This is a genomic window from Streptomyces sp. NPDC056222, assembly GCF_042264065.1.
Classification (GTDB): Bacteria; Actinomycetota; Actinomycetes; order Streptomycetales; family Streptomycetaceae; genus Streptomyces.
In genome coordinates this window covers 25,105-44,382 of record NZ_JBHJTL010000040.1, presented here as the reverse complement: position 1 = coordinate 44,382, position 19,278 = coordinate 25,105, and the positions used below count along the sequence as shown (strand labels likewise).

The 19,278-nt window shown below is 72.3% G+C and carries 18 protein-coding genes; 10 read left to right on the top strand and 8 right to left on the bottom strand.

From position 1 onward, the window contains the following. Nucleotides 1-60: 60 nt before the first annotated feature. Nucleotides 61-2,247 (top strand): molybdopterin oxidoreductase family protein, encoded by a 2,187-nt coding sequence (locus ACFC0D_RS20110; RefSeq protein WP_376437524.1) that lies wholly within the window; start codon nucleotides 61-63, stop codon nucleotides 2,245-2,247. Here ACFC0D_RS20110 and ACFC0D_RS20105 read toward each other — a convergent pair. Genes ACFC0D_RS20105 through ACFC0D_RS20085 form a run of 5 tightly spaced genes read right to left on the bottom strand, consistent with a single transcriptional unit; the run spans nucleotide 2,198 to nucleotide 7,155 of the window. After that, on the bottom strand, nucleotides 2,198-2,593 hold the full coding sequence (locus tag ACFC0D_RS20105; RefSeq protein ID WP_376437521.1) for a gamma-glutamylcyclotransferase family protein: 396 nt from the start codon (nucleotides 2,591-2,593) through the stop codon (nucleotides 2,198-2,200). The two genes, ACFC0D_RS20110 and ACFC0D_RS20105, sit on opposite strands and share 50 nt — an antisense overlap. Then, the gene (cutA, locus tag ACFC0D_RS20100; RefSeq protein WP_376437518.1) at nucleotides 2,590-2,922 is read right to left on the bottom strand and encodes a divalent-cation tolerance protein CutA; all 333 of its coding nucleotides are present in this window, start codon (nucleotides 2,920-2,922) and stop codon (nucleotides 2,590-2,592) included. Before cutA ends, ACFC0D_RS20105 begins: the two co-directional genes overlap by 4 nt. A gap of 13 nt (nucleotides 2,923-2,935) precedes the next feature. Further along, complete coding sequence (locus ACFC0D_RS20095) at nucleotides 2,936-4,771, bottom strand: ABC transporter ATP-binding protein (protein WP_376437515.1); 1,836 nt, start codon at nucleotides 4,769-4,771, stop codon at nucleotides 2,936-2,938. Continuing rightward, the gene (locus ACFC0D_RS20090; protein WP_376437512.1) at nucleotides 4,768-6,501 is read right to left on the bottom strand and encodes an ABC transporter ATP-binding protein; all 1,734 of its coding nucleotides are present in this window, start codon (nucleotides 6,499-6,501) and stop codon (nucleotides 4,768-4,770) included. Before ACFC0D_RS20090 ends, ACFC0D_RS20095 begins: the two co-directional genes overlap by 4 nt. Before the next feature lie 15 nt (nucleotides 6,502-6,516). Beyond that, nucleotides 6,517-7,155, bottom strand: coding sequence for an NADPH-dependent FMN reductase (locus ACFC0D_RS20085; protein ID WP_376437509.1), 639 nt, complete (start codon nucleotides 7,153-7,155; stop codon nucleotides 6,517-6,519). 78 nt (nucleotides 7,156-7,233) lie between these two features. On the opposite strand from ACFC0D_RS20085, the gene ACFC0D_RS20080 reads away from it, so the two are divergent. The 5 genes from ACFC0D_RS20080 to ACFC0D_RS20060 all read left to right on the top strand — a co-directional run bounded on the left by ACFC0D_RS20080 (nucleotide 7,234) and on the right by ACFC0D_RS20060 (nucleotide 11,830). After that, complete coding sequence (locus ACFC0D_RS20080) at nucleotides 7,234-8,004, top strand: aminotransferase class IV (protein WP_376437506.1); 771 nt, start codon at nucleotides 7,234-7,236, stop codon at nucleotides 8,002-8,004. Between the two features lie 106 nt (nucleotides 8,005-8,110). Beyond that, a complete protein-coding gene (locus tag ACFC0D_RS20075; protein ID WP_376437503.1) occupies nucleotides 8,111-9,817 on the top strand; it encodes a right-handed parallel beta-helix repeat-containing protein in 1,707 nt (568 codons plus the stop codon). Then, nucleotides 9,814-10,212 carry a hypothetical protein gene (locus ACFC0D_RS20070; protein ID WP_376437500.1) on the top strand — a complete coding sequence of 133 codons (399 nt, stop codon included), beginning with the start codon at nucleotides 9,814-9,816 and terminating at the stop codon, nucleotides 10,210-10,212. Before ACFC0D_RS20075 ends, ACFC0D_RS20070 begins: the two co-directional genes overlap by 4 nt. A 350-nt stretch (nucleotides 10,213-10,562) precedes the next feature. Further along, the gene (locus tag ACFC0D_RS20065; protein ID WP_376437497.1) at nucleotides 10,563-11,069 is read left to right on the top strand and encodes a hypothetical protein; all 507 of its coding nucleotides are present in this window, start codon (nucleotides 10,563-10,565) and stop codon (nucleotides 11,067-11,069) included. A gap of 143 nt (nucleotides 11,070-11,212) precedes the next feature. Next, nucleotides 11,213-11,830: a class F sortase gene (locus tag ACFC0D_RS20060; RefSeq protein WP_376437495.1), complete on the top strand. Its 618-nt coding sequence runs from the start codon at nucleotides 11,213-11,215 to the stop codon at nucleotides 11,828-11,830. Between the two features lie 10 nt (nucleotides 11,831-11,840). Here ACFC0D_RS20060 and ACFC0D_RS20055 read toward each other — a convergent pair whose 3' ends face one another. The 3 genes from ACFC0D_RS20055 to ACFC0D_RS20045 are packed head-to-tail and all read right to left on the bottom strand — an operon-like array spanning nucleotide 11,841 to nucleotide 14,257. Beyond that, nucleotides 11,841-12,620 (bottom strand): TSUP family transporter, encoded by a 780-nt coding sequence (locus tag ACFC0D_RS20055; RefSeq protein ID WP_376437492.1) that lies wholly within the window; start codon nucleotides 12,618-12,620, stop codon nucleotides 11,841-11,843. 37 nt (nucleotides 12,621-12,657) lie between these two features. Next, a complete protein-coding gene (locus tag ACFC0D_RS20050; RefSeq protein ID WP_376437489.1) occupies nucleotides 12,658-12,873 on the bottom strand; it encodes a hypothetical protein in 216 nt (71 codons plus the stop codon). Beyond that, nucleotides 12,866-14,257 carry a ferric reductase-like transmembrane domain-containing protein gene (locus ACFC0D_RS20045; protein WP_376437486.1) on the bottom strand — a complete coding sequence of 464 codons (1,392 nt, stop codon included), beginning with the start codon at nucleotides 14,255-14,257 and terminating at the stop codon, nucleotides 12,866-12,868. Before ACFC0D_RS20045 ends, ACFC0D_RS20050 begins: the two co-directional genes overlap by 8 nt. Before the next feature lie 210 nt (nucleotides 14,258-14,467). Between ACFC0D_RS20045 and ACFC0D_RS20040 the strand changes: the two genes are divergently transcribed. The 4 genes from ACFC0D_RS20040 (at nucleotide 14,468) to ACFC0D_RS20025 (ending at nucleotide 19,255) form a co-directional block, all read left to right on the top strand. Next, nucleotides 14,468-15,712 (top strand): NAD(P)/FAD-dependent oxidoreductase, encoded by a 1,245-nt coding sequence (locus ACFC0D_RS20040; protein WP_376437483.1) that lies wholly within the window; start codon nucleotides 14,468-14,470, stop codon nucleotides 15,710-15,712. Between the two features lies 1 nt (nucleotide 15,713). After that, complete coding sequence (nirB, locus tag ACFC0D_RS20035) at nucleotides 15,714-18,254, top strand: nitrite reductase large subunit NirB (protein WP_376437480.1); 2,541 nt, start codon at nucleotides 15,714-15,716, stop codon at nucleotides 18,252-18,254. A gap of 4 nt (nucleotides 18,255-18,258) precedes the next feature. Further along, a complete protein-coding gene (gene nirD, locus ACFC0D_RS20030; protein WP_329120816.1) occupies nucleotides 18,259-18,606 on the top strand; it encodes a nitrite reductase small subunit NirD in 348 nt (115 codons plus the stop codon). Nucleotides 18,607-18,670: 64 nt separating this feature from the next. Beyond that, nucleotides 18,671-19,255, top strand: a complete 585-nt coding sequence (locus ACFC0D_RS20025) for a TetR/AcrR family transcriptional regulator (protein ID WP_376437477.1) — start codon at nucleotides 18,671-18,673, stop codon at nucleotides 19,253-19,255. The last annotated feature ends 23 nt before the right edge of the window (nucleotides 19,256-19,278 follow it).

Below are 19,278 nucleotides of genomic sequence, written 5' to 3'. Positions count from 1 at the left end.
GCGCACGACTCGTAATCCGGCGCGCTGCCTCCCGTAACACGCCCGTCTCATGATTTCCGCATGTACGAGGCTGTCACCACCCCCACGCACTGCCCCTACTGCGCGCTCCAGTGCGGCATGTCACTGAGCCCGAAGGGCGCCTCCGTCGAGGTGGTGGAGCGGACCGACTTCCCCGTCAACCGGGGCGCGCTGTGCGGCAAGGGCCGCACAGCCCCGGCCGTACTCTCCTCCCAGGTCAGGCTGACCGGGCCCCTGGTCCGATGCCCTGACACGGGTGCCCTGGTGCCGGCCACCTGGGAGGAGGCTCTCGCCGCCGTCGCCGATGGGCTGCGCCGGACCCGCGCCGACCACGGACCCGATGCCGTGGGGGTCTTCGGCGGCGGCGGCCTCACCAACGAGAAGGCGTACACGCTCGGCAAGTTCGCCCGGCTCGTCCTGGCCACCTCGCAGATCGACTACAACGGCCGCTTCTGCATGTCGTCGGCCGCGGCCGCGCACCAGCGGGCTTTCGGGCTCGACCGGGGGCTTCCGTTCCCGCTGGAGGACATCCCCCGCACCGGGTGTGTGATCCTCGTCGGCTCCAACCTCGCCGAGACGATGCCGCCGGCGCTGCGCTACCTCACCGAGCTCAAGGAGAACGGCGGCAAGCTCATCGTCGTCGACCCCCGCCGCACCCGTACCGCCGAGCAGGCCGACCTCCACATCGCGCCCCGCCCGGGCACCGACCTCGCGCTCGCCCTCGGGCTGCTGCACCTGGTCGTCGCCGAGGGGCGGGTCGACGAGGAGTTCGTCCGGGAGCGTACGGAGGGATGGGAGGCGGCCCGGGCCGGGGCGATGGCGCACTGGCCCGAGCTGGTCGAGCGGATCACCGGTGTGCCCGTGCCGCTGCTGCGGGACGCGATGCGGATGTTCTGCGACGCGGAGACCGGGATGGTGCTCACCGCGCGGGGCCCGGAGCAGCAGTCGAAGGGGACGGACACGGTCGGCGCGTGGATCAACCTCTGCCTCGCGACCGGGAAGGCCGGGCGGCCGCTCTCCGGCTACGGCTGCCTCACCGGCCAGGGCAACGGCCAGGGCGGCCGGGAGCACGGCCAGAAGGCCGACCAGCTCCCCGGCTACCGCAAGCTCGACGACCCGGCGGCGCGGGCGCATGTGGCCAAGGTGTGGGGGGTGGCCCCGGAGTCGCTGCCGGGCCCGGGCCGCAGCGCGTACGAACTTCTCGACGCGCTGGGCGGCGAGGTGAAGTCCCTGCTCCTCATGGGCTCCAACCCCGTCGTCTCGGCGCCGCGCGCCGCGCACATCGAGGAGCGGATCCGCTCGCTGGACTTCCTGGCCGTCGCGGACGTCGTCCTGTCGGAGACGGCGGAACTGGCGGACGTGGTGCTGCCGGTGACCCAGTGGGCGGAGGAGACCGGGACCACGACGAACCTGGAGGGCCGTGTGCTGCTCCGGGAGCGGGCCCTGACCCCGCCGGAGGGGGTCCGCACCGACCTGGAGGTGCTGCACGCGCTGGCCGGTCTGCTCGGCTGGGAGAAGGGCTTCCCCACGGACCCGGAGGAGGTCTTCGACGAACTCCGCCGCGCCTCGGCCGGCGGCCCGGCGGACTACTCCGGCATCAGCTACCGCCGCATCCGCGAGGAGAACGGCGTCTTCTGGCCCTGCCCGGAGGAGCCGGAGCCGACGGCGGATGCCGGCCCGGCAGGCGGCCCCACGACGGAAGCCGCGACCGACGGCGCGCCGGAAGCCGCCGTCCCGACGACCGAGGCCCGGCCCCACCCCGGTACCCCGCGGCTCTTCCTCGACCGGTTCGCGACCGGCGACGGGCGGGCGCGGTTCGTGCCGGTCGTGCATCGGGCCGCCGCGGAGGAGACGGACGCCGAGTACCCGATCGTGCTCACCACCGGACGGGTCGTCGCGCAGTACCAGTCCGGGGCGCAGACCCGGCGGGTCGACGAGCTGAACGCGGCCGCGCCCGGCGCCTTCGTCGAGTTGCATCCGCGGCTCGCGGAGCGGCTCGGGGTGGCCGACGGCGAGCGGGTCGCCGTGGTCTCACGGCGCGGCCGGTCGGTGGCCCCCGCGCGGGTCACCACCGCCATCCGGCCGGACACCGTCTTCATGCCCTTCCACTGGCCCGGCGAGGGCCGGGCGAACACCCTCACCAACCCCGCCCTCGACCCCGTCTCCCGGATGCCGGAGTTCAAGGTGTGCGCGGTCCGCCTCGAGCCCGCCAGTCCCCGCCCCCGATGAGCGGGCCGTACGGGGTGCCGGGCGTCGCGAAGTAGACCCAGGCGCGGACGGCCTCCCCGTCCCGGAGCCGTACGACCGGGCGCTCCGCCCGCTCGTACCCGGCCCCGCCCTCCACCTGGTCGAGAGCGGCGAGCAGTGCGCCGTACTCCCCGGGTGCGGCGGTCACCAGGTCGCCCGCGATCAGGCCCTCTCCCGGTACGGCGTACGGATAGCCGGGCCCGTCGTACAGCAACGCCCCGGAGAGCCGGGCCGGTTCCTCCGCCGCCGTGCGGCCGAGGAGGAAGCGGTCGTGGTTGTACTCGCCCGGCCGCAGCGTGCCGTAGACGAAGAACGGCAGCTCGGTCATTCCGCGGGCACCGCCGTCGTCTCGGCCTCGATCCACTCCAGGTACGCGGCCGACGCGCGGATCACCGCCGTGGCGACGATCTCCGGGGTGTCGTAGTCGTGCACGGCCAGCAGGTGGGCCTCCAGGGCCTCGTAGCGGGCCTCGGTCGTCTTGAAGAGGACCTGCCACTCCTCCTCGGTCTCGATCGCCTGCCGCCAGTGGTAGACGGAGGTGACGGGCCCGGAGATCTGCGCGCAGGCGGCGAGGCGGGCCTCGACCGCCCCGCGCGCGAGCTCCTGTGCCTTGGCGGCGCTGTCGGTGGTGGTGAGTACGGTCAGTGCGAGGGTCACCCCCTCACCGTACTCAGGCCGCCGCGGCGAACTGGGCCGCGTACAACCGGGCGTAGGCACCGCCCGCCGCCAGCAGCTCCTCGTGCGTGCCCTGCTCGGCGATCCCGCCGTCCTCCATCACGAGGATCACGTCCGCGTCCCTGACGGTGGAGAGCCGGTGCGCGATGACGAAGGAGGTGCGGCCTTCCCGGAGGGAGGACATGGCCCGCTGGATGAGGACCTCGGTGCGGGTGTCGACCGAGCTGGTCGCCTCGTCGAGAACCAGGATCACCGGGTCGGACAGGAACGCCCGCGCGATGGTGATCAGCTGCTTCTCGCCGGCGCTGACGCCCGAGCCCTCGTCGTCGATGACGGTGTCGTAGCCGTCGGGCAGGGTGCGGATGAACCGGTCGGCGTGCGCGGCCATGGCGGCCTCGACGATCCGCTCGCGGCTGACCTTGCCGCCTGCTCCGTAGGCGATGTTGTCGGCGATCGTGCCTCCGAAGAGCCAGGTGTCCTGGAGGACCATGCCGATCCCGGACCGCAGGTCCTCCCGGGACATCGCCGAGATGTCCACGCCGTCGAGGGTGATCCGGCCGCCCGTCACCTCGTAGAACCGCATCAGCAGGTTCACCAGCGTCGTCTTGCCCGCGCCGGTCGGGCCGACGATCGCGACCGTCTGGCCGGGCTCCACCGTCAGCGACAGGTTCTCGACGAGCGGCTTCTCCGGCTCGTAGCGGAACGCCACCTCCTCGAAGGAGACCCGGCCGGTCACCCTCTCGGGGCGTCGCGCTCCGGCGGCCGTCGGGGACTCCTCCTCCGCGTCGAGGAGGTCGAAGACCCGCTCGGCGGAGGCGACTCCGGACTGGAGCAGATTGGCCATGGCCGCGACCTGGGTGATCGGGCCGTTGAACTCGTACGAGTACTGGATGAACGCCTGGACGTCGCCGACGGTCAGCGTCCCGCTCGCCACCCGCAGGCCGCCGACCACGGCGATCAGGACGTAGTTGACGTTGCCGACGAAGGTGAGGGCCGGCTGGATGAAGCCGGACATGAACTGGGCGCGGAAGCTCGCCGCGTACAGCTCCTCGCCGAGCTCGTCGAAGCGTGCCACCGCCTCGTCGCGCCGCCCGAAGGCGACGACCTCGGCGTGGCCGGTGAACATCTCCTCCACATGGCTGTTGAGGCGCCCGGTGACGGCCCACTGCTTGACGAACTGCGGCTGGGCGCGCTTGCCGATGCGGGCGGCCACGAGCAGAGCGACGGGGACGGTCGCCAGCGCGACCAGGGCGAGCAGCGGGGAGATCCAGAACATCATCACCAGCACGCCCACGAGCGTGAGCAGCGCCCGGACCATCTGGCTGAAGGCCTGCTGGAGGGTCTGGGTGATGTTGTCGATGTCGTTCGTGGTGCGGCTGAGGACCTCGCCGCGCGGCTGCCGGTCGAAGTACGGGAGCGGCAGCCGGGCGAGCTTGTGCTGCGCCTCCTCGCGCAGCCGGTGGCCGGCCCGCTGGACGACGGTCGTGGCGAGCCGCTGCTGGAGCCAGTTGAGTCCGGCGGAGACGACGACCAGGGCGAGGGCGACGGCGAGGACGCCGGCGACGGCCCGGAAGTCGACACCGGCCGGGCTCGCGGCGCCGGAGATGACGAGGTCGGTGGCGCGGCCGAGGATCATCGGGCTGAGGACGGCGAGCGTGACGCCGATCGCCGCTGCGGCGAACACGGCGAGCAGCCGCGGACGTTCGGGGGCCATGGTGCGCAGCAGGCGCAGGCCGGAGGAGCGGAAGTCCAGGGACCGCTCGAGGGACGGGGTGGCGATGCCGGGACCGCGCTGCTGAACGGCGGGGCCACGGCGCTGAGGGGCGCTCACGCTGCTTCCTCCTCGGTGATCTGGGAGAGGACGATCTCCCGGTAGGTGGCGTTGTCCCGCATGAGTTCCTCGTGGGTGCCGCTGCCGACGACCCGGCCCTGGTCGAGGACGACGATCCGGTCGGCGCCGCGGATGGTGGAGACGCGCTGGGCGACGATGACGACGGTCGCGTCGGAGGTCTCTCGGGCGAGGGCTTCTCTCAGCAGGGCATCGGTCCTGTAGTCGAGCGCGGAGAACGAGTCGTCGAAGAGGTAGACCCGGGGGCGGGCGACGAGGACCCGGGCGATGGCGAGGCGTTGGCGCTGGCCGCCGGAGAGGTTGGCGCCGCCCTGGGCGACCGGCGCGTCCAGTCCCTCGGGGAGGTTCCGTACGAAGTCGGCGGCCTGGGCGATCTCCAGGGCGTGCCACAGCTCGTCGTCGGTCGCCTCGGGCTTTCCGTACCGCAGATTGGTCGCGACCGTGCCGGAGAAGAGGTACGGCTTCTGCGGGACGAGTCCGACGGTACGGGCGAGCAGGGTGCGGTCCATGTCGCGGACGTCTACTCCGCCGACCTCGACCTCGCCGCCGGTCGCGTCGAAGAGGCGTGGGACGAGCCCGAGGAGGGTGGTCTTGCCGCTGCCGGTGGAGCCGATGACGGCGGTGGTGCGGCCGGGGCGGGCGGTGAGGCTCACCGAGCGGAGGACGGGTTCCTCGGCGCCGGGGTAGCTGAAGTCGGCGTCGCGGATCTCCAGCCGTCCCGCCTCGCGCAGTTCTCGGACGGGCGCGGCGGGCGGGGTGACGGACGGTTCGGTGGCGAGGATCTCCTGGATGCGTTCGGCGCTGACCTCGGCGCGCGGCATGTGCATCATCAGGAAGAGGACCATCATCACCGACATCATGATCTGGAGCAGATAGCCGAGGAACGCGATCAGCGAACCGGCCTGCAGGGCGCCGGACTCGATCCGGTGGGCGCCGGCCCAGATGATGGCGACGGTCGCGAGCTCCCAGACGATCAGCACGATCGGGAACATCACGGACTGGAGCCCGCCCACCCGCAGGCCGACCTCGCGCAGTTCGTCGTTGGCGGCGCCGAACCTCCGCTGCTCGTGCCGGTCGCGGACGAAGGCCCGGACGACCCGGATGCCGGTGATCTGTTCCCGCATCACGCGGTTGACCCGGTCGACGCGCTCCTGCATCCCGCGGAACAGCGGCCGCATCCGCAGCACGACGGCACCGACGGCCCCGGCCATGAGCGGCACGAAGAGCAGCAGGAGGAGGGCGAGGGGGACGTCCTGGTCGAGGGCCATGACGATGCCTCCGACGCACATCAGGGGCGCGGCGACCAGCATCGTCAGGACGAGCACGGCGAACGTCTGGACCTGCTGGACGTCGTTGGTGGTGCGGGTGATGAGGGAGGCGGTGCCGAAGCGGCTCATCTCGCGGGCGGAGAAGTCCTGGACGCGCCGGAAGGCGACGGCGCGCAGGTCACGCGCCACCCCCATGGCGATCTTCGCGCCGAAGTAGACGGCGGCGGCCGCCGCGGCGGCCTGGAGGAGGGTGACGGCGGCCATCAGTCCGCCGCCGGACAGGACGTGGGCGGTGTCGCCGCGCAGGACTCCGTTGTCGATGACGTCGGCGTTGAGGGTGGGCAGGGTGAGGGAGGCGAGGGACTGGACGAGTTGGAGGATGACGACCAGGGCCAGGGTGCGCCGGTAGGGCCGCAGCCGGCCGGCGACGAGTCGGAACAGCATGGTTCCCTTCGCTCCTCAAGCCGCGTACGGACGGGTGGACTTGGCGTTGCGGAGTGCGTGCGCCCACCAGGCGATCTGGTCGAGCATCGACTTGGCGGCGGCATCGGGGCGGGTGGGGTCCTTGTGGCGCCCGTCCTCGTCGAAGTGGCCGTGGGCGTTGTGGAAGGAGACCGTGTCGCGGACGGTCACGGCGTGCATCTCGGCGTAGACCTGCCGCAATTGCTCGACGGCGCGCAGTCCGCCGGACATCCCTCCGTACGAGACGAAGCCGACGGGCTTGGCGTGCCATTCGGAGCCGTGCCAGTCGATGAGGGACTTCAGGGCGGCGGGGAAGGAGTGGTTGTACTCGGGGGTGAGGACGACGAAGGCGTCGGCGGCGGCGAGGACCGGGGAGACCTTGGCCAGTTCGGCGCGGACGGCGGGGTCGGGGTTGTACGAGAGGGAGGTCGGCAGGCCGACCTCGGCGAGGTCGACGACGTCGACGGTGAAGTCGTCGCGCTCGACGGTCCGGCCGAGGAACCAGTTGGCGACCACGGGGGCGAAGCGGCCCTCGCGGTCGCTGGCGATGATGACGGCGAGCTTGAGCGGCGCGACCTGGGCGGAGTTGACGGAAACGACGGAGTTCGCGGAGTTCGCGGAGTTCGTGATGTCCATGTCGAGGATCTTGGTACCTCAAGCTTGGTTGAGGTCAAGCGTCGATTTTCCGTATGTCTCTCCGCATACGGTGAGGGCATGACGACGCCTGCCCCGCACATCGAGATCGACGGCTCCCCCGCCACCGACCCGAAGGTCCTCGCGAGCCTGCTGACCGGCTACGGCCACTTCACCGCCGCCCAGGTGCGCGACGGGCGGGTGCAGGGCCTCGACCTGCATCTGGCCCGCCTCGACCGTGCCGGCCGGGAGCTGTTCGACGAGGGCGTGGACGGGGAGCGCGTACGGACGCTGCTGCGCGGCGCGCTGGAATCGGCGGGCCGGCGGGACGCGGCGGCGCGGGTGTACGTCCACCCGGACCTCGCCGGAGGCACCCGGACCACGGTGACCCTGGCGGATCCGTACCACCACGTTCCGACCCCGCAGCGCCTGAAGTCCGTCGTGTACGGGCGTCCGGCGCCCCACATCAAGCATGTCGGCGGCTTCGGCCAGACGTACTACGGGGAGGCGGTGCGGCGCGAGGGCTTCCACGAGGCGCTGCTGACCTCCCCGGACGGCGAGATCGCCGAGGGCGCGGTCACCAACATCGCCTTCTGGGACGGCACGTCACTGGTCTGGCCGTCGGCCCCCTGCCTGCACGGCGTCACGATGACCCTGCTGGAGTCCCGCCTGGAATCGGTACGGCGCCGGGTGACCCGGGACGACCTCGCGGGCTTCCGCGCGGCCTTCGTGACGAACTCCCGGGGCATCTCGCCGGTCGAGCGAATCGACGCCGTGGACTTCGCGGTGGACGAGGAGTTGATGGGGCGGGTGTACGAGGCGTACGCATCGGTGCCCTGGGACCGGCTGTAGCGGGCCCGGACGCCCCGGAACAGGCAACACGAGCTTTTCCAGAGGGTGTTCGGTGCCCCCTCCGGGTAAGATCGACGGTGCAGGTGGGCGACATGGGGGTCCGGAGATGGTCGCGAGGTATGTCGTCTCGCCACACGGCGGTCGCCGCGCCCACCCCGACATCACGTCCGCTCTGCGGGCCGCCGCCGCCCGGGGCCGGGCAGCGCTGATCGAGATCGCCCCCGGGACCTACGAGGAGAGCCTCGTCGTCCGGGGCGAGGTCCGGCTGGTCGCGATCGACGGCCCGGGGTCCGTAGTGGTGAGCCTGCTGCGCGGGACCGTGCTGGAGACCTCCGGCTCGGTGCAGGTCGACGGTCTCGTACTGACCGGCCGCGACACCGAGGCCGACACCGTCACCTGCCTGGCCGGCACCCTCACCCTCGACCGCGCGGAGGTCCGCACGCCGGGCGGCGTCGGCACGCACGCGCGGCCGAACACCCACGTCACCCTGCGGGACAGCGTCCTCCTGCACGGCCGCACGCTCTTCACCGCGTCGGCCGGACTGATCGAGCGGTGCCGGTTCACCGACGCCGCCGACAACGCGATCGCCGTGATCGAGGGCGCCCGGGTCGCCGTCCGGGGCAGCCGGATCGAGGGCAGCCGGATCCACGGAGTGCGCGTCTGCGACGCCCGGGCCGAGGTCACCGGCTGCGAACTGACCGGCACCGGGAACGCGGCCCTCACCGCCGACACCCGGGCGGAACTCACCGTGGCCGACTGCGCGATCACCGCCGTGCACGCCGAGGGGATCATGTTCGTCGAGCAGTCCCGGGGCTCCGTGGACCGGACGCGCGTCACCGACGCGCGGCACGGCATCGCGGCGGCGAGCGGCGCGAACCCGGTGGTGCGCGGCTGTACGCTCGCCGACTGCCACGACAGCGGCATCAACGTCCAGACATCGGCCCGTGGCACGTTCGAGGGCTGTCACATCGTCCGCGCGGGCAACGTCGCGGTCTTCTCGGCAAACGGCGGCACGCCGGAGGTCCGCGACTGCCATATCTCGGGAGGCAACGTCGGCATCGCCGTGACGGAGGGCGGCCGGGGCCGTTTCACCGGCATTCGGGTCGAGGATCTGCCGAACTCCGCGCTGCGCGTCTGGAACGGATCCGGTGGCGTGTTCACGGACGTCCGGGTGGACCGCTGCACACTGGGCCTGGACACCAAGGGGGACGGTGGCACGACGGCCGACCTCACCGACACGGTGTTCCGCGACATCGAGACCGCGGTGACCGCGCTCGGCCAGTCCAGGGTCACACTCAGGAAGACGGTGGCGGAGCGCGGCGCGGTCGGCTTCGCCGCCGCCGACGAGGCCCAACTGCTCCTGTACGACTGCGACGTCAGGGCAGTGAGCGTCGGCGGGGCGGTGGTGTTCGGCAAGGCGAAACTCCTCGCGCGGAACCTCACCGTGACCGGATCAGAGGGGACCGGGCTCACCGGGAGCGAGTCCGGCTACCTGGACGTCACGGCCTCCGAGTTCACCGACTGCGCGAGCGCCGGCGCCGCCTTCGCCGACAGGAGCGCCGGCCGACTGGTGGACTGCGCCGTGAACGGGACGGAGGGGCCCGCCGTCATGCACAACGGCCGCGTCGAACTGGTCGGACTGCGCACGTCGCTACCGGTCGTCCGCGGGACCATCCGCACCGAGGAGCAGACCCCGGCGGTCGTCAACAACCACGGCCCTGTCATCACCGGACCGGTCATCAACTCCCAGTTCGCGTGGAGCAACGACAACGTCACCCAGAACCAGACGCCGGAGGACGGTCCCACACCATGAACCAGCCACGGAACGATCACCACTACGACGGGCCGGTGTTCAACGGCCCTGCCTCCCACAACCAGTTCGCCTGGAACAACGGGACGGTCACCCAGAACCAGCAGGTCAACGGCGAGGTCGCCGCGGGCTACGAGGCGCTCGCCGCGCGGGTCGCCGAGCTGCTCCGGCAGCTGCCCGAAGCCGGCCTCGCCGAGCAGGACCGCGAGGACGCCGAGGCCGCGGCCGGAGAGGTCCTGGAGGTGATCACCCAGCCGGAACCCGAGGCGGGCAGGGTGCGCCGCGCGCTCGCCACGCTCAGAGGGGCGCTGGTCCCCGTCGCGAGCGGGGTCGCCGCCGGTGCGACGGTGGGGGCGCAGGAGTGGGCCCGCGCGGCGATCGAGGGGCTGATCGTCTGACCGTCGCGGCGACGGAGGCCTCCGTGCGGGGAGCCTCTCCCCGAGGGGCTCGATCTCCGGGCGCGGTCTCCGTGCGGGGAGCCTCTCCCCGGGGGCTCGATCTCCGGGCGCGGTCCCCACGGCGTCACCCGTTCGACACGGGCCGCCACCTCACTCCTCGTAACCCCTCCTGACCTGCGTAAACACTGGCCGGGCAAGGTGACACACCGTACCGGACGGCGTAATTCTGACCCTCCATCAACAGGCGCGCGGCGCGTCGCGGCCCTTATCTCGGTCCTAGGAGGTAGGTCCCGGGAAGTCCCTCTCGGGAGACCTCCCCGGCACGTCCGCTCGCGCGCCCCGGAGGACCCATGCGCACCACTGCCCGTCTGCTCACCGGTACCGCGCTGACGGTCGCCGCGATCGGTGCCTTCGCCGCACCGGCGGCGTACGCAGGGGACCACGAGGCCCTGGAGGTCTATCCGTCCTCCGCGACCCCCGGCACCACCATCACCGTCAACACCCTCGCCTGCGGTTCGCACGGGCACGGCGTCGGGGACGCGAACTCGCTCGGCGCGGGCGAGTTCCAGCTGAATCCGAGCACGCACAAGGAGGTCGTGGTCGGTCAGTTCACGGTTCCGCACCACGCCAAGGCCGGCACGTTCGGCATCAGCGTCGCGTGCGACAACGGCAAGACCGCTCGCGGCGAGCTCGTCGTCAAGCACAAGAGCCCGAGCGGCCATGTCCAGACCGGTGTCGGCGGCAGTATCGGCCCCGACACCGCCCAGATCACGGCGGGCGCGGCGGTGCTGGCCGCGGCTGCCGTCGGCGGTACCTGGCTCCTGCGCCGCCGGGCGAGCGGCGCGCAGGACGACTAGGGATTGCTCCCGGGCCTCCTGCCCGGGCTCCCTGGACGTACCGCCCGTGCCCTGCCCCCGCCGCGCGCCCCTACGAGGGCCGGCGGGGGCAGGGCCACATCCCCCTCCCGCACCACCCCAGCACCACCCCGAGAGGGCAGACCGTGAGCAGCAGGACCAAGGGCTGGGGCGTGGCAATCGCCGCTTGCGTCGGCATCTGGCTCGTCCACAACGGCTCGGAGAACGTCACCCCGCCGGTCCCGTCGGCCGCCGAGGCGTTCGCCGCCGGGCCGAACGCGCACACCGACGCCGCCGCCGACCCGCTGCCGCCCTCCACCCCCGTCCGGCTGCGCATCCCCGAGATCGACGTCGACGCGCCCATGACCGGGCTGGGGCTGAGCCCGGACGGCGCGCTCGATGTGCCGCCGGCGAGCGACCGCAATCTGGCCGGATGGTACGAGGACGGCACCACGCCAGGCGCCGAGGGCACGTCGATCGTCGCCGGCCATGTCGACAACGCGCGGGGCCCGGCCGTCTTCTACGCGCTCGGCGCGCTCAAGAAGGGCAACAGGATCGAGGTCGACCGGCAGGACGGCCGTACCGCCGTGTTCACGATCGACGCCGTCGAGGTGTACGAGAACAAGGACTTCCCGGACGAGCGGGTCTACGGGGAGAAGGACCGGGCCGAACTGCGGGTGATCACCTGCGGCGGCGGGTTCACCAAGAAGTCCGGCTACCAGGGGAACGTGGTGGCCTTCGCCCACCTCATCGGTGTGCGCTGATCGGCCGCCGTCAGCTCCACTGGTCGAAGGCGAGCTTCGCGACCAGCGAGAACACGACGAACAGCAGCACCCCGCGGACGAACTCCGAGCCCTTGCTCAGCGCCATCCGCGCCCCGATCATGCCGCCGGCCAGGTTGAAGACGGCCATGACGGCGGCCAGCTGCCACAACACGCTGCCCTGGTAGGCGAACATCGCGAGCGCGCCCGCGTTGGTGCAGACATTGACGATCTTGGCGGTGGCGGAGGCGGTCACCAGGTCGAGATGGAGCACGGCGGTGAGCGCGAGGACCAGGAAGGTGCCGGTGCCCGGCCCGAACAGCCCGTCGTAGAAACCGATGCCGCCGCCGACGAGCACGATCGCGGTGACGATCCGGGCCCGCGTCACGGGCGCCCTGTCCTCCCCCTGGGTCCCGAAGGACGGCCGCAGCATCACGAACGCGGCCACGCCGACCAGCACCACCATGATCACCGGGCGCAGGACATCGCTGCTGATCCCGGCCGCGAAGAACGCGCCGCCCATGGAGCCGGCGAGGGCCGCGAGCCCGATCCGTACCGCCGTCTTCACCTGCACCGGGGCCTTGCGTACGTAGGTGACGGCGGCCCCGGTCGTGCCCACGATCGCGACGGCCTTGTTGGTGCCGAGGATCTGCGCGGCGCCGGTCTGCGGGAGCCCGAGCAGCAGCGCGGGCAGCAGGAGGAGCCCTCCCCCGCCGACCACGGCGTCGATCCAGCCGGCCACGAGTGCGGCGATACAGAGCAGGACGACGGTGGTCAGGGAGATGTCAGGCATGGTCGCGAGCCTAGGGAGAAGATGCGTGTGCCGTCCATCAATCCCTGGAGTCTTGAGCTACGTCTGAGGTTGTGCCGGTCGGAGCCCGGTCCGGCGCGGGCGGGGCGGCCGGTTCCACGGCGGCCGTCAGGAACGTCGCGGCGAGCGCGCCGACGGTGAGCAGTCCGGCGGCGAGCCGCCGACGGGCGCGGTCGGTCGGGTGGACGGTGGCGCGGGCGGTGGCCCGGGCACGCGGGGCGCGGTGCTTAGCCATGGCTGAAGTCCTCGGAGTGGATGCGGCGGACGGGGACCCCGGCCCGGACGAGTGCGTCGGTGGCGGCACGGGACATCGCGGGCGGGCCGCACAGATAGACGTCATGGGCGGCGAGGTCGGGCACGAGGTTGCGCAGCGCCTGTGGGGCGAGGGGGTCGAAGGAGGCGTCGGAGGGGCCGAGGAGGTAGTGGAGGGCGGCCTGCCGTCGGCGGGCGATCCGCTCCAGTTCCTCGCGCAGGACGAGCCCTTCCGCGTCGGAGGCGCGGTACAGCAGCGTCACGTCGCCGGGCCCGCCGGGCAGGGTCTCGAAGAGCGCCCGCATCGGGGTGATGCCCACGCCCCCGGCGAGCAGCAGCACCTTGCGGCGCGTACGGCGGTGCGCGGTGAGCGCGCCGAACGGGCCGGTGGCAAGGACCCTGGTGCCGGGGCGCAGCCGCCGGATCCGGCGGGTGTGGTCGCCGAGCGCCTTGACGGTGATGCGCAGGGTGTCGTCGTGGACAGGGGCGGAGAGGGAGAAGGGCAGCGCGGTCCGCCAGAGCCTGCGGGTCAGGAACCGCCAGCGGAAGAACTGGCCCGGTTCGGCGCACAGCCGCTCCAGCCCGGTGCCGCGAATGGTCACCGAGACGACGTCCGGGCCCTCGTCGCGTACCTCGGTCACCCGCAGGGTGTGGCGCAGGGCCTGCCGGACGGGGACGACGATCCGGTACCAGACGAGGAGGACGGCGACAGTGGCGTGCGCCATCGACCAGGCCCAGACGGCCGGCAGGCTCCCGGCGAGGTCGGGGCCCGCGAGCTGGTGCACGAAGCCGAGGGCGGCGGCGAGGTGGCTGAGCAGATGGACCGCCCGCCAGGTCTCGTGCCGCAGCCGCCGCCGGGCGGCCCGGGCGGAGGTGACACCGACGGCGACGAGGAGCGCGGTGCCGGCGGTGGCCGCGGCGAGCGCCGGGTAGGAGAGCAGCCCGAGGGTGGCGGTGACCAGGTCGGTACGGGTGTGCACGGCGTACCCGCAGAGGGCGAGGAGCGCGTGGGCACCGACGAGGCCGAGGACGTACCGGCCGCCGAGGGCGTGCCAGCGGGCGAGCCGGTCGGCGCCGACGCCGTGCTCGACGGCGGGGACGCGGGCCATCAGGAACAGCATGACGAGGACGCCGTAGCCGGCGAGCAGCCCGGTGAGATGCGCGCCGGTCGCGAAGACGGCGTCCAGACGCGCGGACGCCTCGGCCTGGAGCCCCCAGAGCAGGGCGACGGCCCCGGCTCCGCCGACGACGGCGTTGCGCAGCCGATCCGGGGCGAGGCGGGGCGCGGGCGCGGCCACGGGGGTGCGCGGGAACGGACGCGCCGCCGCGCGCACGTCGAAGAGGGGTTCACTGACCTCGGTCGTCACACCCGCACACTAGGGTCCGCCCGTATACGAGAACCCCAGGTCAGCCACTCCCCCGCGATCCTTAAGGTCCCCTTGAGGAGACTCTGACCACTGGTTAAGCCTCACACCCGTCCGCCTCACAGTGCGAACCCCGCAGGTCTGAGATCAGCGTTCCGCAGGGGAAACAAACGGGATGCCGACGGGTAACACCCGCCCCGCACTCTTCGAGACATGAGTACACGGATCGTGGTGGTCGGAGGCGGAACGGCGGGCGTCCGGCTCGCCCAGCGCCTGCCGGTCACCCTCCTCGGCGAAGAGCCGCACGCACCGTACAACAGGGTGCTGCTCGCGGACGTCCTCGCCGGACGGTACGCGCCGGAGGTGATCGCGCTGCCCGCTCCGCAGGAGCCGGTGCGGCGCGGGGTGCGGGCGGTGCGCATCGACCGGGTCGCCAGGACCGTGGAGTGCGAGGACGGGACGACGGTCGGCTACGACCGGCTGGTCCTGGCGACCGGCTCCAACCCCGTGCTGCCGCCGCTGCGCGGACTGCGCGGCTCGCGGCTGCCGTCGGGCGTCCACCCGTTCCGCACGCTCGACGACTGCCTGGAGCTGCGGGGGCTCGTCCGGCCCGGGGTCCGCGCGGTCGTCATCGGCGGCGGACTGCTCGGAGTCTCCGCGGCCCGCGCGCTGGCGGCGCTCGGCGCCGAGGTCGTCCTCACCCAGCAGGGCGAGCGGCTCATGGAGCGCCAGCTCGACGCGCAGGCCTCGGAGCTGCTCCGGGAGCACGTGGAGTCCCTCGGCGTCGAGGTGCACACCGAGTGCCGGGTCAGCGGCCTGCGCCAGGCGGACGGCGCGGTCACGGCCGTGGAGCTCGCCGACGGCTTCGTGCTCGACGCCCAGGTCGTGGTGCTCGCGTGCGGGGTCCGGCCGCGTGTCGGGCTCGCCCGGGACGCCGGTCTGGACGTCCGCAGGGGCATCGTCGTCGACGACGAGCTGCGGACCTCCGACCCGTACATCCACGCCATCGGAGACTGCGCCGAACACGACGGCCGCGTCTACGGCCTGGCCGGCCCGGCCCTGGAACAGGCGGACGCGCTGGCGGACCTTCTCCTGTCGGAGACGCCCGCCTTCGAGGCCGCCGCGACCCCGCCGGATGCGGCCGCGCCGGAGGCGACGTCCCGGCCCGCCTACACCGGCACCCGCGCCCTGACCCGCCTCACGCTCGGCGGACCCGACGCCCTCGACCTGGCCGCGTTCGGCGAGGCCACCCCGCTGCCCGGCGACGACGTCGTGCAGCTGACCGACGCCACCCGGCGCGCCTACCGCAAGGTCGTCGTCCGCGGCGACCGCCTCGTCGGTGGCGTGCTGCTCGGCGATCTCGCCGCGGTCGGGGCGCTCGCCCGGGCCTGGGAGGGCGACGAGGCCCTTCCGCCCGCTCCCCTGCTTCACCTGCTCACCCATGACGGAGGCTCCTGAGATGTCGACCACGCCCGTGCACACCCCCACTGTCGTCCTGGTCGGCCACGGCATGGTCGGCCAGCGTTTCCTGGAGGCGCTGGCGGACCGTGGCGTCACCGAGCGCGCCCGCGTCGTGGTGCTCTGCGAGGAGCCGCGCCCCGCCTACGACCGGGTCCAGCTGACCTCGTACTTCAAGGGCCGGACCCCCGACGATCTCTCGATGGTCGAGGACGGCTTCATGGCGAAGCACGGCATCGAGCTGTACGTCGGCGACCCGGCCGAGTCGATCGACCGTGAGGCCCGTACGGTCACCGCCCGCTCGGGGCAGGTCATCGCGTACGACACGCTCGTCCTGGCCACCGGCTCGTACCCCTTCGTGCCGCCCGTCCCCGGCAAGGACGCCCGCGGCTGTTTCGTCTACCGGACCATCGAGGACCTGCTGGCCATCGAGGAGTACGCCAGGACGGCGACGACCGGTGCGGTCGTCGGCGGCGGACTGCTCGGCCTGGAGGCGGCGGGCGCGCTCAAGGGGCTCGGACTCGACACGCACATCGTGGAGTTCGCACCCCGGCTGATGCCGGTGCAGGTCGACGAGGGCGGTGGCGCCGCGCTGCTGCGCACGATCGAGCAGATGGGGCTGAGCGTCCACACGGGCACCGGAACCCAGGAGGTCGTGACCGAGAACGGCGCGGTCACCGGGATGCGTCTGTCCGACGGCTCCGAACTGGCCACGGACATGGTGGTGTTCTCGGCGGGCGTACGGCCCCGCGACCAGCTGGCACGCGACTGCGGTCTGACGGTCGGCGAGCGCGGCGGTATCGCGGTGGACGAGCTGTGCAAGACGTCCGACCCCGCCGTGTACGCGATCGGCGAGTGCGCGCTGGCCTCCGACGGCCGGGTGTACGGCCTGGTCGCCCCGGGCTACGAGATGGCGCTGACGGCCGCGGCGACGATCGCCGACGAGTCCGTGGACGGCTTCACCGGGGCCGACATGTCGACCAAGCTGAAGCTGCTGGGCGTCGACGTGGCCTCCTTCGGTGACGCGCACGGCACCGCCGAGGGCTGCCTCGACGTCGTCTACTCCGACTCCCGCTCCGGGGTCTACAAGAAGCTCGTCATCGACGGCGAGGGCAGGCTGCTCGGCGGTGTCCTGGTAGGTGACGCCGACTCGTACGGGATGCTGCGGCCGCTCACCGGCTCCGTCCCGCCGGTCTCCCCCGAGCAGCTGGTCCTGCCGGCGGGCGCGGGCGCACCGGTGGCGCTGGGCCCGTCCGCGCTCCCCGACGACGCCGTCATCTGCTCGTGCCACAACGTCACCAAGCACGCGATCAGCCAGTGCGAGACGCTGCCCGAGGTGAAGAAGTGCACCAAGGCCGGTACGGGCTGCGGCAGTTGCGTGAAGCTCATCGGACAGCTGCTGCCGGAGCCGAAGGACAAGGGGCTCTGCGCCTGCTTCTCGTACACCCGCAGCGAGCTGTACGAGATCACCCGCACGCTTCGGCTGACGTCCTTCGCCGCGCTGCTCGACTCGCACGGGCGTCCCGAGGCGCGCGGCGGCGAGGGCTGCGAGATCTGCAAGCCGACGGTCGGTTCGATCCTCGCGAGCCTCGCGCCGACGATCGGGGCGGGCGGCTACATCCTGGACGGCGAGCAGGCCTCCCTCCAGGACACCAACGACCACTTCCTCGCGAACCTGCAGCGCAACGGCTCGTACTCGGTCGTGCCGCGCATCCCCGGCGGTGAGATCACCCCGGACAAGCTGATCGTGATCGGCGAGGTGGCCCGGGACTTCGGCCTCTACACCAAGATCACGGGCGGTCAGCGGATCGACATGTTCGGCGCCCGCGTCGAGCAGCTGCCGGCGATCTGGACCCGTCTCGTGGACGCGGGCTTCGAGTCGGGGCACGCGTACGGCAAGTCGCTGCGCACCGTGAAGTCCTGCGTGGGGCAGACCTGGTGCCGCTACGGCGTGCAGGACTCGGTGAAGATGGCGATCCAGCTGGAGCTGCGCTACCGGGGTCTGCGCTCCCCGCACAAGCTCAAGTCGGCGGTCTCCGGCTGCGCCCGCGAGTGCGCGGAGGCACAGTCGAAGGACTTCGGCGTCATCGCGACGGCGAGCGGCTGGAACCTGTACGTGGGCGGCAACGGCGGCGCGACCCCGCGCCACGCGGACCTGCTCGCCCAGGATCTGTCGGACGCCGAACTGGTGCGGCTGATCGACCGGTTCCTGATGTTCTACATCCGTACCGCCGACCGCCTGGAGCGCACCTCGACCTGGCTGGAGCGGCTGGAGGGCGGCCTGGAGCACCTCAAGGACGTGGTCGTGCACGACTCGCTGGGGCTCTGCGACGAGCTGGAGGCGCTGATGGCGGCCCATGTCGAGGACTACCAGGACGAGTGGGCACAGACCCTGGACGACCCGGACCGGCTGCGCCGCTTCGTGTCGTTCGTGAACGCGCCGGACGCGCCGGACCCGTCGGTGAAGTTCGTGCCCGAGCGCGACCAGATCAAGCCGGACCTGACCGTCCTCACCATCGGAACCCGCCTGGAAAGGGTCTGAAGCCATGAAGCTCGAACTGTCCCCGTCCCCCGACGCCTGGATGCCGGTCTGCGAGGAGTCCCGCCTGACGCCGGGCCGGGGCGTGGCCGCGCTGCTGCCCGACGGCCGGCAGGTGGCGCTGTTCAAGGACCGGTCGGGGCGCGCGTACGCGATCGACAACCGCGATCCGTTCACCGGGGCGCAGGTGCTGTCTCGGGGGCTCCTCGGGTCGGCGAACGGTCGGCCGTTCGTGGCCTCGCCGCTCCTGAAGCAGCGCTTCGACCTGGAGACGGGCCGCTGCCTGGACGACGAGGAGGTCACGGTGGAGGTGTATCCGGTCCGGGTCCACGAGGGCGCGCTCCACGCGGTCTGATCGCGTCGGTGAGGCCCGTCGGCCTTACTTGACCGCACGTTCCAGATAGATCTACGGTGGGGGCGTGGCCAGGACCAAGGAGTTCGATCCGGAGGCCGCGCTGCAGGCAGCGCTCGAGCTGTTCTGGCAGCGCGGCTACGAGGCGACGACGATGTCGGACCTCGTCGAGCACCTCGGGATCGGCCGCGCCAGCATCTATGCCACCTTCGGCAACAAGCACGATCTGTACATGAAGGCGATGGACCGCTACCTCCGGACGAAGGACCCGCTCATGACGGAGGAGCTGTCCGCGCCGGGGCCCGCACTGCCACCCGTCCGGGCCCTGGTCCGTCGCTTCGCCGACGAGGCGGGGACGGACGAGGTCCGCCTGAGCGGCTGCTTCATCACCAACTCGGCGGCCGAACTGGGGCCGCACGACGGAGCCGTGGCCCGACGGGTGGAGCTGAGCTGGGAACAGATCGAGACCCTGCTGCACGCCTCGCTGGTCCGGGCCGGCGCGCAGGGCGAGTTGCCCGCGGACCGCGATCCGCAGGCGCTGGCCCGGATGCTGCTCGTCCTGATGCAGGGCATCCGACTGGTCGGCAAGGCGTCGAGCGACCCGGCCAGGGTCCGCGACGCGGCGGAGCAGGCGTTGTCGCTGCTGGACTGAGAGACCCTTCGAAAAGGGCGCCC